A 13,393-nucleotide genomic window follows, 5' to 3' on the forward strand; every position below is an offset into this window, starting at 1 on the left:
GGGTTCGATGAAACGCTAAGCGCTTACGGTCGCTTCGGGCTCCTTGACAATGCCGGCTTCGAAAAGCCGTTGCTGCGTGTCGGCGTCGATGCCGAGCGCGTCCATGACGGCGCGCGTGTCGGCGCCGAGCGCAGGCGGGCGCGTGCGATAGGTCGGCGGCGTGCGTGAGAGCTTCACGGGCGCGCCCGTGCCGCGATATCCCTCCATTTCGACGATCATGCGGCGGTGCTGCGTGTGCGGATGCGCGGCCACGGCGTCGACGGTCTGCACCGGGCCGCACGGCACGCCTGCCTGGATCAGGTCGCGCGCAAGCGGCTCGCAGTCGTGCGCCGCGAGCTGTGCTTCGAGCGCGGCCTTGAGTTCGGGGCGATGCGCGCAGCGGCTGCGGTTGTCGGCGAAGCGCGGGTCGTCGGCGAGGCCGGGCACGCCCAGATGCGCGCAGAGCTTCGCGAACTGGCGGTCGTTGCCCACCGCGAGGAAGATGGGCGCGCTGCGCGTGTCATAGCTGTCGTAAGGTGCGATATTCGGGTGCGCGTTGCCGCTGCGCTGCGGCGTGCGGCCGTTGCCAAAATAATTCGGCAGATGCGGATGCAGGAGCGACACGCCGCAATCGTAAAGCGCGATATCCACCGACTGCCCGAGGCCGCTCTTTTCACGCTCGGCCAGCGCGAGCAGAATGCCCGCGAGCGCGTTCAGGCCCGTGACCATGTCCACGATCGGCAGGCCGATGCGCAGCGCGGGGCCGTCGTGCTCGCCGTTCACGCTCATGAGGCCCGCCATCGCCTGGATCACGGCGTCGTAGCCGGGCAGGCCGCCGAGCGGGCCGTCCGGGCCGAAGCCCGAAATCGCGCAGTGAATCAGGCGGGGAAAGCGCGGGCGCAGATCGCGCTCGTAGTCCATGCCCCAGCGCGCGAGCGTGCCAGGCTTGAAGTTTTCGACCAGCACGTCCGCGCCTTCGAGCAGTTGCCAGAGAATCGCGCGGCCTTCTTCGCGCGAGAGATCGACGGCGATGCCCTGCTTGTTGCGGTTCACGCCCACGTAGTACGACGCCGTATCGCCGACGAAGGGCGGGCCCCAGCCGCGCGTTTCGTCGCCATCGGGCGGTTCGAGCTTGATGACTTCGGCGCCGTGGTCGGCGAGCGCCTGGGTGCAGTATGGACCACCCAGTACGCGGCTCAGATCGATTACGCGCAGGCCATGCAGCGCACCGTTCACCTTGGTTGCTTCGGAATCCTTCATCGTGCGTCGCCTCCGTGCGCCGGCATGAGTTGCATGGCTTGATCCAGCGTCAGCGGGCGTTCGTCCACGAGCGCGCGCAGTGTTGTGGCGTTTTCGTCGCGTTCGTCGAGCGCGAGCGGGTCGCGCGGCAGCAGCTTGTGGCGCACGAGCAGATGCGCGAGCGCGAGGCGTCGATAATCAGGGGCATGGTGCGAAATCTGCGCGGCTTCGCAGGCCATCAGGGCCGCAGTGGTGGCGTGGTAGAGCGCGCTCGCGGCCTGGCGCACCGATTCGTCACGACCGCATTCGGCCACGCTCACGAGCGCGGCGCCCGCGCGGTCGAACACGTCGCGCAGGAGCGCTGCGCTCGTTTCGGGCAGGCCGCTTTCCGAAAGCTCCGCATGCACGTGCTGCGTCAGCGCTTCGAGCGCGCCTTCGCGTTTCGCCGCGCGCGCGACATCGAGCGCGACGATATTACTCGTGCCTTCCCAGATCGAGCCGAGATGCGCGTCGCGCACGAGGCGCGGGTCGCTCCATTCCTCGATATAGCCCACGCCGCCGCGCACTTCCATGGCGTCGCCGGTCACGCGGCGCGCGTCGCGGCAGGCGCGGAACTTGATGAGCGGGGTGAGAATGCGCACGCACTTCGCTGCGAGTTCGTCGCCTTTGTCGGCGCGCGTGAGCAGTGTTGCGATGCGCATGAACATCGAGCGCGCCTGTTCGGCGGGCAGCATCATTTTGAGCAATTGACGCTGCATTAAAGGCATTTCGATCAGCTTGCGGCTGAATGCCTCGCGGTTGCGCGCCACGTGCAGCGCCTCGGTTACGGCACGGCGCATGAGGCCCGCGGCGCGCACGCCGTTCGACAGGCGCGACATGTTGATCATGTCCGCCATCTGATGAAAGCCGCGGCCCACCTCGCCGATTAGATACGCCTGAGCGCCTTCCAGCACGATCTCGCCGCTTGCCATCGAGCGGCTGCCGAGCTTGTCCTTCAGGCGCACGATGCGATAGGCGTTGCGCGTGCCGTCGGGGAGCGTTTTCGGCAGGAGGAAAAGCGCGAGGCCTTTGATGCCGGGCGGCGCGTCGTCGGGGCGCGCGAGCACCATCGCGAGATCGGCGTCGGCGTTCGAGCAGAACCACTTGTCGCCGTGAAGACGCCATACGTCCTCGCCATTCGCGTCGCGCTCGCGCGTGGCCCGAGTGGCGATGCGCGCGACGTCCGAGCCCGCTGCCTGTTCGGTCATGAACATCGCGCCCTGGTAGAGCGTGTCGAAGTCCTGCGAGGCGAGCATCGGCAAATAGCGCGCAACGAGTTCGGGCGTGCCGAAGCGGCGCAGCGTGCGCGTGAGCGAGTCGGTCATGCTCACGGGGCAGCACAGACCGAATTCGGCCTGCACGAACAAATAGGTGAGCGCGTATTTGACGAGCGGCGCGGGTGCGTTCTCGCGATGGCTCATGGCGGCGAGGCCAAGCTCCGCGTAAGCGACTCGTTCGAGCGCCACATAGTCGGGATGCTTGTCGATGCGCTGGATCGCCTCGCCGCTGCGCGTGCGCTGTTCGAGCGTCGGCGGATGCTTGTCGGCGACTAGCGCGAGCGCGTCGAGTTCGTCGGAGGCGCGCTGGCCGAGCGTGACGAGACGCGCTTCGATCGCGCTGAATGCGGCGTCGCCGAGGTAGCTGCGCAAAAGGGGCGCGAAGCCGGGGTCGCTCGTATAGAAGTTGATGCCGCGGCTATCGGGAATGTTGGCCGAGCCGCTGGCGCTGGTGGCCTGCGGGGCCTGGGCGGCCGGTGTGGCGAAGGCGGGGCGATCGCTCATCGTGTGCTGTCTCCGTGCTGTTTTGCTCTGTGATTCGGCGTAGCTTAGGCGCGGCTTCGATAACGGTCCAATACAACCGATGTCATGTACGATAAGCGCCATCTATCGATAGAACGCCGAAGGAGCCCGCCATGGAACTCAAGCAACTGCGCTACTTCGTGGCGGTAGCGGAAGAACTGCACTTCGGGCGCGCGGCGCGCCGGCTCTTCATTTCGCAGCCGGCGCTGAGCTTCGACATCCGCAAGTTCGAGGAGCAACTAGGCGTGCAACTGCTCGAACGCACCAACAAGGCCGTCGCGCTGACCAACGCGGGCAACGTGCTGCTCGAAGAGGCGCGGCGGCTGCTGGAACAGGCCGACGAAGTGCGGCGCATCGCGGCGCGCTCCGCGCACGGGCTGGCGGGGCGGCTTCGTATAGGCTTCGTCAATTCGATGCTTTATCGCGGGCTGCCGGAGGCGGTGCGGCGTTTCGAGGCCGATCATCCCGCCGTGGAAGTGGTGCTGCGCGAGATGAACACCGCGGAGCAGGTGCAGGCGCTGCAGCGCCTGCAGATCGACCTGGGGTTCGCGCATTGGGGGCGCTTTCCGGCCGAGGTGCAATCGGAGGTGCTGTTTTCCGAGCCGTTTCTCTGCTGTCTGCCGGAAGGGCACAAACTCGCGCGCAGGCGACGCATCGAACTTGGCACGCTCGCGCGTGAGCCGTTCATCCTGTTTCCGCGCTCGGTGTCGCCGCACTATCACGACCAGATCATCGCGACTTGCGTGGAGGCGGGTTTCAGCCCGCAGATTCGTCACGAAGCGCGGCTCTGGCAAACCGTCGTGACGATGGTGGAGTTCGGCATGGGCGTCGCGCTCGTGCCCGCCGCACTCGGGGCGACGGGCGGTGGGCGCGTGGTGTTCCGGCCGTTGGCTAGCAATCCTTATGAATCGCAGGTTCTGAGGCTCGTGCGCGCTGGCGAGGCGAACGCGCTGGCGCAGGGGTTTGCGGGTTATCTTGGGTTGCGAAAAGAAAACAGGGCGGATGCTACCCCACCCCGTACGTGAGCATCAGGCCTCAACCGCAAGTCCCAATCTCTCCGCATGCCGTGCAGAAGTCGCACCCGTCCTTGCGGATCACCGCATTCGCCCCGCACGATCCGCACTTGCGGCCGAGCATCGCGTGGGCGAACGCGTGCTGTCCATCGGCGGGCAGTGCGTTGTCGCCATTCAGCACCTGGTCGCCGGGATGCTCCGCGCCGGCCCGCGCGTTGCCCGTGAATTGTGCGGCCAGCGCACCGTCACGCCGCTGCGCGAGCAGCCGCGACGGCACTTGCCGCCCCTCGGCATCGAGAAAGCCGCGCCGATGCAGGATCTGCTGGATCGCATAGGCGATGGCCGCGACCTCGGAGTCGTGCCACAGCGGAATGCGCCGTCCGTCGAGGCGCTGCGTTTCGCCATAGCGTACCTGGCCGCGATCCCACGACACCTTGCGCAAATCCTGCAAGTTGCGGGCGACAAACCCGCCGCGCGCCGCGAGCGAGAGCGAACGCATGGTCGCCGTGATCCATTGCTGCTGCTCGTCGCGCTGGCCCACGGGGATGAAGAACTCGATAGGCCGCTCGATCGTCACCGCCTCGCCGCCCACCTGACCCGTCACTTCGAGGAACGACACCGCCACGTAGAGCGACACCTTGCCCGTCTGCGTGATGTATTCGATCTTCTCGATCACGGCGGGCAACTCGCCCTTGGGCCGATGGTCGATTGCCACGCGCAGCGGGTCGAGCAGGGCATCGCCGAGAGCGTCGTCGGCCGTTGCGGCAGTTTCGGGAGGCAGTGTTTGCAGTACCGCGCCGAGCGTCTCGTTGGGCCGGTAGGTCGCGAGTCCCTTGAGGCCGCGCCGCCATGCATCGAGATAGAGGTTTTCGAAGTCCTCGAACGGATAGTCGGCGGGCACGTTGACGGTCTTCGAGATCGACGTATCGACGTACGGCTGCACGGCCGCCATCATCGCCACGTGTTCCTGCGCGCTCATTTCCAGCGCGCTCACGAAGTACGCGGGAAGGGCGTTCACGTCGCCGCCCAGTTCGCGGTACACACGCCACGCGTGGTCTTCGACGTTGAAGGTTTCGCGGCTGCCGTCGGCCATGCGGCGCGTACGCTGGTAGGTCCACGAGAACGCGGGCTCGATGCCGTTCGAGACGTTGTCGGCAAACGCGAGGCTCACCGTGCCCGTGGGCGCAATGGAAAGCAGATGGCTGTTGCGGATGCCGTGCGCGCGGATCTCGGCCTTGAGGTCGTCGGGCAGGCGCGAGGCGAAGGTGCCTTCTTCGAGGTACGTCCTCGCGTCGAAAAGGGCAAACGCGCCGCGCTCGCGCGCGAGTTCGACCGACGCGCGATAGGCGGCGTCGCGCATCGTGCGCCCGATGCGTGCACCGAATTCGCAGCCTTCGGGCGTGTTGTAGCGGATGCCCAGCATCACGAGCGTGTCGCCGAGCCCCGTGAAGCCCACGCCGATACGCCGCTTGGCCGCCGCTTCCGCCTGCTGCTCGGACAGCGGCCAGAGCGTGGCGTCGAGCACGTCGTCGAGAAAGCGCACCTGGGTGCCCGTGCGCGCGGCGAGCGCGTTCCAGTCGAAATCGGGCTTGCCGCCGCGCATTTGCGCGAACGGCTCGATCACGAAGCGCGTGAGGTCGAGCGGTCCGAGGTTGCAGCACCCGTAGGCGGGCAGCGGCTGCTCGCCGCAGGGGTTGGTCGCGCGGATGCTTTCCAGCGCGCGCAGGTTGTTGTCCTCGTTCATGCGCGAGATGAACACCACGCCCGGCTCGGCCACGTCGTAAGTCGAGCGCATGATCGTGTCCCACAGCGCGCGGGCGCGCGTTTCGGCGTAGACCCACAGGCCGTCGTCGCGGCGCTGCAGGTCGCCCGAGGCGCGCAGCGCGGGCGAGGGCTCGGCGCGATGCACGAGCTGCCAGGGCGCGTCGTTTTCCACGGCACGCATGAACTCGTCGGTCACCGCGACCGAGACGTTGAAGTTGTTCCAGCGCCCCTTCGAGTGCTTGGCCTCGATGAATTCGGGCAGGTCGGGGTGATCGCAGTCGAGCACGGCCATCTGCGCGCCGCGACGCGAGCCCGCGCTTTCCACAGTGCGGCACGAGGCGTCGAACACGTCGATATAGCTGCACGGGCCCGACGCGCTCGATCCCGTCGACTTCACGTGCGCGCCGCGCGGCCGGATCGCCGAGAAGTTGTAGCCCACGCCGCCGCCGCGCCGCATGGTTTCGGCAGCCTGCAGCAGCGCGACGTAGATGCCGGGGCGGCCTTCGTCGTCCACGCCCTGGATGCTGTCGCCCACCGGCTGCACGAAGCAGTTGATCAACGTGGCTTCGATGCCGGCGCCCGCTGCGCTCATGATCCGCCCCGCGCCCAGCGCGCCGTTGCGCAGGTTGTCGACGAAGCGCGCCTCGACCTCGGCGCGCAGCGCGGGCGGTTCGACCTGCGCGACGCCGCGCGCGACGCGGCGATAGATGTCGTCGGCGGTCTGCTCGTCGCCTTTGGCGTACTTCTCGAGCATCACGTCGAGGGAGAACTGCTGCGGGGGAAACGGAAGCGGGGGCGTGTTTTCTGCCATGGCCGGGCCTCGCGATGCGCCGCACGCAAGGCGGCGGTTGAAGGGCGTGAGAACGGGGTTTGCAGCGTGGCGGCTGTGCCGCGACCGTTCAACCTTACCCCAGCGGCGGGCGGCTTGCACGGCGACCTGAGCGCACATGCGGCGGCGCCGGAGCCTGCGCGCGTCGCGGCGGCCAAAGCGGGTCTGCGGTTACACTGCTCCCGCCTGCACGCGGGCACCGATTGTGGAGACGGGAGAGGGGACTGGATGACGAACGAAACGGCGCCCGTGGTCTACCGCGACACGGTGCGGGCGGAGTGGGTCGATTACAACGGCCATCTGCGCGACGCGTTCTACATGCTGATCTACAGCTACGCGACCGACGCGCTGCTCGACGCCATCGGGCTCGATGCGGCAGTGCGCGATGCGCGCGGGCGGTCGATGTACACGCTGGAAGCGCACCTGAACTATCTGCACGAGATCAAGGAGGGCGCGCGGGTGCGCGTCGACGTCCGGGTGATCGGGCACGACGCGAAACGCGTGCGTCTGTATCTGGAGATGTTCGCGGGCGATATTGACGATGCCGCCGCCTCGCCGGTTTCGGCGAGCGAGCAATTGCTCTTGCACGTGGACCGCTCGGGCCCGCGCGCGGTGGCTTTCGACGCCGATGTGCTCGCGCGGGTGGCGGCGTTGTGCGCTGCGTCGGCGGGCTTCGCGCCGCGTCATGCCGCGCGGGCTATCTCGCTTGCGCCTCGTGCGCCAGCTTGAAGCCGCTCAGGCGACGTCGCTGCGCTTACTTCGGCAGTTCCGCGCCGATGAGGTCGCCGAACACTTCGGCTGCGATCATGACGGAGGCGTTCAGCGGCGCGGGGCGCTCGGCCGGCTTGAACACGGCGTCGCCGCGGCGGATCTTGCGGCGCGACACGGCGCAGGTGCCCGAAGAGTGCGCCGAACGACGGCGCCAGCGCTGTTCGCCATAATGGCAGCGCCCAGGTTCGACCCAGCGGATCACGAGCGCCGTATCCGTCTGCTCGAGTATCTCGATACGCTCACCGTTGGCTCCGTCAAGCGAGAGGCACGCTTTTTTCTTCATTGTCGGCTCCGTAAGTGTGGTGCCGCGAATGTATTCCTGCGCGCCGACAAGTGCCATTCTGTCGCCGTTGAAACACCATTCCATTTTCAGCAACAATCGCCCTGCGACACGTTGCGATTAACGAAGGAATGGGGGTTTGCGGCTGATTAGGGTCGACATCTCGAATTTGTGCAACGCACTGTTGTACGTAACGCGACATCGAGCGGCCCGAAAACGGACGCCAGTAGGGCGTTTCAGGGTGGGGACGGAACGGCTGGGGCAGATGTGAATCTGAGGAAAGACCGGCCCGGTTTGCCTGACTTGCTGCGCTGCGCAGCCCCGAAACCTGGGCACTTGTTTTTGAATTTTCACGAGGTTACATGATTCATCGTCCGCCTGCTCCGAACTCCGCAAACGAGCAGAAAATCCAGCGCGCCGCCTCCGCGGTGCTGTACGCCACGCTCGTGCTGCTCGCGCTGTGGATCGTGCGCGAGTTCGTGCCCGCCGTAGCCTGGGCGAGCGTCTTCGCCATCGTCCTGTGGCCCGCCTATCAGGCCATCGAGCGCCGCGCCTGGTTCAAGGGCCGCAAGACGCTGATCGCCACGCTGCTCACCGCCGCGATCGGCCTGCTCGTGCTCCTGCCGATCGCCGTCACGGCCATCCAGGCCGGCGGCGAGGCTCACGAGCTTTACCTCTGGTTGCGCGACGCCCAGGAGAACGGCGTGCCGGTGCCCGACTTCGTTTCGCATCTGCCGGTGGGCAGCCGCCAGGTGAGCGACTGGTGGCAGGCCAATCTTGCCCAGCCGCTCAAGGCTTCCCCGGCGATGAAGAGCCTGCACGGCGACACCATCGCCTCGTTCGGCCGCCACTTCGGCGCGCGCGCCGCCCACGCCACGATGACGTTCGGCTTCATGCTCGTCACGCTGTTCGTGATCTTCAGGGCGGGCCCGCGCCTTTCGGCCACGGTGATGCGCGGTGCGCGCCGCGCCTTCGGCGCCGACGGCGCGCAGCTCTTGCAGCGCATGGCCGCCGCCGTGCGCGCCACGGTCACGGGGCTCGTGGTCGTGGGGTTGGGCGAGGGCGTGCTGCTGGCGGCCGCCTATATCGCGACCGGCGTGCCGCACGCGGCGCTGCTCGGCACCGTGACCGCCATCGCGGCCATGCTGCCGTTTTGCGCGCCCATCGTGTTCTGCGGCGCGGCGCTGTGGCTCGTCATTCAGGGTTCGTTGATCGCGGCTGCTGTGCTTGCGGTCTGGGGATTCGTCGTGGTGTTCGTCGCCGAGCATTTCGTGCGGCCCGTACTGATCGGCAATTCCACGCGTCTGCCATTTCTGCTCGTGCTGTTCGGCATTCTGGGCGGGGCGACGACCTTCGGGTTGATCGGCATCTTCATCGGCCCGGCGCTCATGACCGTGCTGATGGTGCTTTGGGTGAACTGGGCGGAGTGATGCGCACTTCGCGGCGAGACGCGTCGCGGGCCTCGCTCAACGGAAGCAGGCGAGCGTGTATTTGAGCGCGGCCGGCAGCAGTTCGCGCCATACCGGCCACACGTGGCCGCCGTCCACGATGCGCAGCGCCGCCGTGTTGCCCGCCTCGCGCAGACGCGTGTAGAGCAGCGACGACTCGGCCTGGATCACGAGGTCGTCGTCGCCGGCGGCAATGAAGAACGGCACGCGCCAGGGCCGCGCGAAATAGGGCTTCCAGAGCGCCGGATAGTTGAGCGTGCGCCAGATCTGCGCATCGAACTGATGGTCGCCGAACACGCCTACGTGACGTGCCGCCGAGCTGGGCGGCGGGTCGCTCGCGTAGACCGCTGGCGAAAGCAGCAGCGCGCCGCAGAACATGTCGGGGTGCTCCAGCGCGTAGCGCAGCGCGCCGAATCCGCCCATCGAGACGCCGCCGATCGCGCGGCCGTCGCGCTCGTTGTCCACCGCGAAGTGCGACTCGATCTCGGGCAGCAAGTCCTCGAAGAAGGCCGTCTCCATCTTTTCCTTGCGGTCGACGTACCAGTCGGTGCCGCCCTGCGGCATCACGATCACCACGGGCGGGATCTCGTGACGGGCGATCAGCGTATCGGCGGTGGTCTGAAGCTGGCCTTGCGCGACCCAGTCCATCGGCTCGCCGTTGTTGCCATGCAGGAGGTAGAGCACCGGGTAGCGGCGTTGATCCGCGCGATAGCCGTTCGGCAGATACACCAGGTAGGGCCACTCGCGGTTGAGTGCCGCCGCGTGGAACGTGCGGACTGCGATCGTGCTCGCCGCGGCAGGTGCGGCCGGCGTGACGAATGCCGCGCAGGAGACTGCGAGCGGGAGCAGCGCGGAGCGAAGGAGTCTGCGCATGGCAGGGACATCGAGGGCAGTGGCGCGCCGGCGGCGCGGGGTCACCATGCTAGCAGCCGCTCGTGCGCGCCGGAAGCCGTGGTCGGCGAGCCGGTGCGCAGTGCATGGCCTGCGAGCGGGGTCGTTTCAGGCGGAAGCTTTGGCGCGCGAAGGCAGCAGACGCTTGAGCGGATCGGACGCGCGCGCAACGAGCAGCAACGCGGTGATCGCGACGGCGTCGGCGCACAGGCCGAGCGGCACGTTCAGATAGCCGTCCGTGTACCAGTAGAGCACCGAATCGACCGTGAGCGAGATTACGGCGCCGGCCACGAACGAGAGCATCCCCTTCTGGCCGACGAGACCCACCCACGGCAGCGATAGCGCCACGCGCTTCGCCCAGCCCAGACGGATGAAATGCGCCGTGAGCCACGCGATGCCAAGGAAGTTGAGCGCGCGAAACCATGCGAGGTTGCGCTTGAAGTCGCCGTCGAGCGCGACGTTGCCGAGCTGCAGGCGATAGATCGCCGCGCCCGCCACGACGGCGAGTGCGGCGAGCGTGACGAGCTTGCCCAAACGGTGCTCGCTCACACGCTGGAACACGGGTTGCGCCTGCGCGATCACGCCGAGCACGAACATCAACTGCCAGGCGAACGGGTTGAAGTCCCATTGCACGTCTTCGACGTGCGGCAGCCACGGCGCCAGGTGCGGTGCGACGCCCCAGAGCGCGAGGCTCACGGCCAGCAGCAGCCACGGTCGCGTGCGCGCGAGCGGCAGCGCGAGCGGGGCGGCGAGCGCGAAGCAGGCGTACATCGGCAGCACGCCGGCCAGATACGGCTGGCGGCGCAGCAGCACGATGTCGCGCAACGCGGCGGCGGGCGCGAGCGTGAGGTCGTCGAGATCGGTGGTGGCGAGGTTGGGCGCGTCCACGTTGCACGCAACGAGAATCGCGGTGACGAGCAGCATCAACAGCGCTGTCACGACGAACGCGCGGTAGATCTCGAACGCGCGCTTCACGAAGCGCTGCCGTGCCGCGGCTTCAGTGCGGCGCGCGCAGAGCGCGGCCCACGCGGTGGCCGTGGCGAAGCCGCCCAGGAAGACGAACACCTCGGCCGCGTCGCACAGCGCGTAGGCATGCAGCGTGACGCGCGAGACGATGCTGCCGCCGATGTGATCGACGACGATGATGAGCAGGACGAGGCCGCGGAAGAAATCGAGTTCGACTAGACGGTTGGATGACTTTGACATGTTTGGGCAGCAGGCCGGGCCGGCATGGGGCGCACGAGGCAGCCGATGATGCGGAACGAGCCGGGCGGGCAGATGCTGGAAGTACCTGCCTGGAAAAATCGGGAATTCGGGCGCGCAGGAAAAGACCTGAAGAATACGCAAGGGTTCCCGCCAGATACGGGTTTACGTTGACGTCGCCGATACTAACGTAATTTCAAATACCTTTCAGTAGGCGCCGCCGGTGCGCCGTTCAAGTTTCTGGGACGTGTGCCGATAAGTCAGCGGAAGGGGCACGATCATGCCAGTGTGGCAAACGCCGCGCTGACGCGGGTTTGGGCGCTTCCTTCTGGCCCTTTGCCGGTGCTTTTATGAGGCGAGAATTCGGCTAATTAACATTTGTTTCAAAGTGTTCTCCCTGGGCTGATTTAGTGGAGTTGCGCTTTACAATGCCGGATCGATTTTGAGATGGCACGCTCGTTCGTTATTGCAGCGATGGCGTGCGTTGAATGTTTATCGCTCGAAATGCTGTCGATTTAGACGCAGATCGAAGCGGGTCCGGTGCAGGCGAGCCGTGACGCCAGGAGGGCGGGAGCGCGGCACACGCAGCAGACCGTCCCAGGCGCCACTCGCTGCATCGCACGGCGGCTAGCGCCGCAGGAGAGAGCAATGTTCGAAGACGATCGTATCGGCCACGGTCAGCGTACCAACGGTCTCAAAGGCTTCTGGGCCGCGCTGGGACTGGCGGCCCTGTTGGGCGGCTGTGCCGGCATGAACCAGCAGCAACCGCAACAACCGCAGCCCGACACGGCGGCAGCCGCGACCCCGGCTTCGGATGCAGCGACCGCCGACGCCAGCAGCGCACAACAGGCGGCGAGCGCGCCCGTCACGCGCGTCGTCACGAAGACCACGTACGTGCGTGTGCGCCGCGGCGACACGCTTCAGCGCATCGCGCAAAAGCACAGCGTTTCGGTCAAGGACCTGGCCGCCTGGAACCACCTGAAGCCGAACGGTCACCTGCGTGCTGGTCAGTCGATCAAGCTGGTTTCGAAGCAGACGATCACGGTGCAGGCCGCCGCGCCCCAGGCTGGCGGCGCAGCAGCGAATTCCACCGCGAACGCGGCTGGCAACCGCCAGGTTGCCGCCGAAGTGGGGCGTCACGCGAATAGCGTCGCGCTCGTCTGGCCGGCGCATGGCCGCGTGGTCGAGCCGTTCGCGCCGGGCACGACGCGCGGCATCGAGATCGCGGGCAAGGCCGGCGACCCGGTGATTGCCGCCGCCGACGGCAAGGTCATGTACGCGGGTACGGGCCTGAACGAGTACGGCAGCCTGATCATCGTCCAGCACAACAAGGACTTCCTCACGGCCTATTCGCACAACCGCAGACTGCTCGTGAAGACCGGCGACATGGTGCACCAGGGCCAGCAAATTGCCGAGATGGGCAGCGAGAACAACGACCGCGTGGCGGTGCTGTTCGAGGTGCGCCGCGACGGGAAGCCGGTGGATCCGATGCCGTATTTGCCTTCGTCGCCGCAGGGCTGAGTGCGACGCACGGCGTCGCGTTTCTAGTGCCCGATTTGCGCGGCGAGACCGAGTTCGCCGGCAACCTTATCGAGTCGCTTGTCTCGCGTCCAGATCGTGACGCCCGGTTGCAGGCGGGCCGACGCAAGCAGGCTCGTATCGACGTAGCCGATGCCGCGATTGGTCAGCTTTGCCTGCTCGATCAGATAGAACGTTTCTTCCGCCGTGGCGATGGGTGCGGCCGGCAAGTCGCGCAACGCGCCGAGCACGACGTCGCGCTCGCGCAGACTGCCTAGCGAAATTTCCCCGATTACATAAGCATGTGCGAGCACGCGCTCGTCGATGAGCAGGCCCATCAGCAGGGGATCGGCGGCGTTGAAATGTTCGATCCAGATCGACGTGTCGACCAGAATCATTCGGCATTCGTCCGGCGGCGCGGCGCAGCCACGATGCCGGGCTGACTGCCGCCCAGGTTCGCAAGCCGTTTCGCCGCCTCGCGTTGGATAAGGGCTTTGAGGGCTTCGCGCACGAGCGTCGTCTTTTCTTCCAGACCGGTATAGGCCTGGGCCTTGGCGATCAAGTCGTCGTCGAGAGCGATGGTGGTGCGCATGGCAGTGACCTCTCAAAGTACAGGCATT

At 66.9% G+C, this 13,393-nt stretch carries 12 protein-coding genes; 4 read left to right on the top strand and 8 right to left on the bottom strand.

Annotated features, from left to right (window positions below; genetic code table 11):
• Positions 1–15: 15 nt before the first annotated feature.
• The gene (locus tag VSR72_RS18475) at positions 16–1,239 is read right to left on the bottom strand and encodes a CaiB/BaiF CoA-transferase family protein (protein ID WP_342953794.1); all 1,224 of its coding nucleotides are present in this window, start codon (positions 1,237–1,239) and stop codon (positions 16–18) included.
• Positions 1,236–3,038: an acyl-CoA dehydrogenase family protein gene (locus VSR72_RS18480; RefSeq protein ID WP_342953795.1), complete on the bottom strand. Its 1,803-nt coding sequence runs from the start codon at positions 3,036–3,038 to the stop codon at positions 1,236–1,238. The genes VSR72_RS18475 and VSR72_RS18480 overlap by 4 nt, the downstream gene beginning before the upstream one ends.
• A gap of 131 nt (positions 3,039–3,169) precedes the next feature.
• Between VSR72_RS18480 and VSR72_RS18485 the strand changes: the two genes are divergently transcribed.
• A complete protein-coding gene (locus VSR72_RS18485; protein WP_342953796.1) occupies positions 3,170–4,081 on the top strand; it encodes a LysR family transcriptional regulator in 912 nt (303 codons plus the stop codon).
• Positions 4,082–4,091: 10 nt separating this feature from the next.
• Here VSR72_RS18485 and VSR72_RS18490 read toward each other — a convergent pair whose 3' ends face one another.
• Entirely contained in the window at positions 4,092–6,644 is a 2,553-nt protein-coding gene (locus tag VSR72_RS18490; RefSeq protein ID WP_342953797.1) for an adenosylcobalamin-dependent ribonucleoside-diphosphate reductase, read from the bottom strand.
• A gap of 246 nt (positions 6,645–6,890) precedes the next feature.
• Here VSR72_RS18490 and VSR72_RS18495 point away from each other — a divergent pair, with 246 nt between their 5' ends.
• Positions 6,891–7,391 carry a thioesterase family protein gene (locus VSR72_RS18495; RefSeq protein ID WP_342953798.1) on the top strand — a complete coding sequence of 167 codons (501 nt, stop codon included), beginning with the start codon at positions 6,891–6,893 and terminating at the stop codon, positions 7,389–7,391.
• A 25-nt stretch (positions 7,392–7,416) separates the two neighbouring features.
• Here VSR72_RS18495 and VSR72_RS18500 read toward each other — a convergent pair whose 3' ends face one another.
• Entirely contained in the window at positions 7,417–7,716 is a 300-nt protein-coding gene (locus VSR72_RS18500) for a DUF3331 domain-containing protein (protein ID WP_158759490.1), read from the bottom strand.
• 359 nt (positions 7,717–8,075) lie between these two features.
• On the opposite strand from VSR72_RS18500, the gene VSR72_RS18505 reads away from it, so the two are divergent.
• On the top strand, positions 8,076–9,143 hold the full coding sequence (locus VSR72_RS18505) for an AI-2E family transporter (protein WP_342953799.1): 1,068 nt from the start codon (positions 8,076–8,078) through the stop codon (positions 9,141–9,143).
• A 36-nt stretch (positions 9,144–9,179) separates the two neighbouring features.
• Here the strand turns inward: VSR72_RS18505 and VSR72_RS18510 are convergent, their stop codons facing one another.
• Both VSR72_RS18510 and VSR72_RS18515 read right to left on the bottom strand, forming a co-directional pair.
• Positions 9,180–10,034, bottom strand: coding sequence for an alpha/beta hydrolase-fold protein (locus VSR72_RS18510; protein ID WP_342953800.1), 855 nt, complete (start codon positions 10,032–10,034; stop codon positions 9,180–9,182).
• A gap of 126 nt (positions 10,035–10,160) precedes the next feature.
• The gene (locus tag VSR72_RS18515) at positions 10,161–11,258 is read right to left on the bottom strand and encodes an OpgC domain-containing protein (protein ID WP_342953801.1); all 1,098 of its coding nucleotides are present in this window, start codon (positions 11,256–11,258) and stop codon (positions 10,161–10,163) included.
• Positions 11,259–11,903: 645 nt separating this feature from the next.
• Here VSR72_RS18515 and VSR72_RS18520 point away from each other — a divergent pair.
• Positions 11,904–12,776 (top strand): peptidoglycan DD-metalloendopeptidase family protein, encoded by an 873-nt coding sequence (locus tag VSR72_RS18520; protein WP_342953802.1) that lies wholly within the window; start codon positions 11,904–11,906, stop codon positions 12,774–12,776.
• Positions 12,777–12,799: 23 nt separating this feature from the next.
• Here VSR72_RS18520 and VSR72_RS18525 read toward each other — a convergent pair whose 3' ends face one another.
• Both VSR72_RS18525 and VSR72_RS18530 read right to left on the bottom strand, forming a co-directional pair.
• Complete coding sequence (locus tag VSR72_RS18525) at positions 12,800–13,171, bottom strand: PIN domain-containing protein (protein ID WP_342953803.1); 372 nt, start codon at positions 13,169–13,171, stop codon at positions 12,800–12,802.
• A complete protein-coding gene (locus tag VSR72_RS18530) occupies positions 13,168–13,365 on the bottom strand; it encodes a type II toxin-antitoxin system VapB family antitoxin (RefSeq protein WP_342953804.1) in 198 nt (65 codons plus the stop codon). The genes VSR72_RS18525 and VSR72_RS18530 overlap by 4 nt, the downstream gene beginning before the upstream one ends.
• Positions 13,366–13,393: the final 28 nt, after the last annotated feature.

The sequence above is a fragment of the Paraburkholderia sp. JHI869 genome, assembly GCF_038900775.1.
Taxonomy (GTDB): Bacteria; Pseudomonadota; Gammaproteobacteria; order Burkholderiales; family Burkholderiaceae; genus Paraburkholderia.

What these genes read in the sequence shown, in the direction of transcription:
- VSR72_RS18520 (WP_342953802.1), top strand. Translation starts at nt 11,904, where the DNA reads ATGTTCGAAGACGATCGTATCGGCCACGGTCAGCGTACCAACGGTCTC.
- VSR72_RS18500 (WP_158759490.1), bottom strand. Translation starts at nt 7,716, where the DNA reads ATGAAGAAAAAAGCGTGCCTCTCGCTTGACGGAGCCAACGGTGAGCGT.
- VSR72_RS18515 (WP_342953801.1), bottom strand. Translation starts at nt 11,258, where the DNA reads ATGTCAAAGTCATCCAACCGTCTAGTCGAACTCGATTTCTTCCGCGGC.
- VSR72_RS18495 (WP_342953798.1), top strand. Translation starts at nt 6,891, where the DNA reads ATGACGAACGAAACGGCGCCCGTGGTCTACCGCGACACGGTGCGGGCG.
- VSR72_RS18510 (WP_342953800.1), bottom strand. Translation starts at nt 10,034, where the DNA reads ATGCGCAGACTCCTTCGCTCCGCGCTGCTCCCGCTCGCAGTCTCCTGC.
- VSR72_RS18480 (WP_342953795.1), bottom strand. Translation starts at nt 3,038, where the DNA reads ATGAGCGATCGCCCCGCCTTCGCCACACCGGCCGCCCAGGCCCCGCAG.
- VSR72_RS18490 (WP_342953797.1), bottom strand. Translation starts at nt 6,644, where the DNA reads ATGGCAGAAAACACGCCCCCGCTTCCGTTTCCCCCGCAGCAGTTCTCC.
- VSR72_RS18485 (WP_342953796.1), top strand. Translation starts at nt 3,170, where the DNA reads ATGGAACTCAAGCAACTGCGCTACTTCGTGGCGGTAGCGGAAGAACTG.
- VSR72_RS18505 (WP_342953799.1), top strand. Translation starts at nt 8,076, where the DNA reads ATGATTCATCGTCCGCCTGCTCCGAACTCCGCAAACGAGCAGAAAATC.
- VSR72_RS18525 (WP_342953803.1), bottom strand. Translation starts at nt 13,171, where the DNA reads ATGATTCTGGTCGACACGTCGATCTGGATCGAACATTTCAACGCCGCC.
- VSR72_RS18530 (WP_342953804.1), bottom strand. Translation starts at nt 13,365, where the DNA reads ATGCGCACCACCATCGCTCTCGACGACGACTTGATCGCCAAGGCCCAG.
- VSR72_RS18475 (WP_342953794.1), bottom strand. Translation starts at nt 1,239, where the DNA reads ATGAAGGATTCCGAAGCAACCAAGGTGAACGGTGCGCTGCATGGCCTG.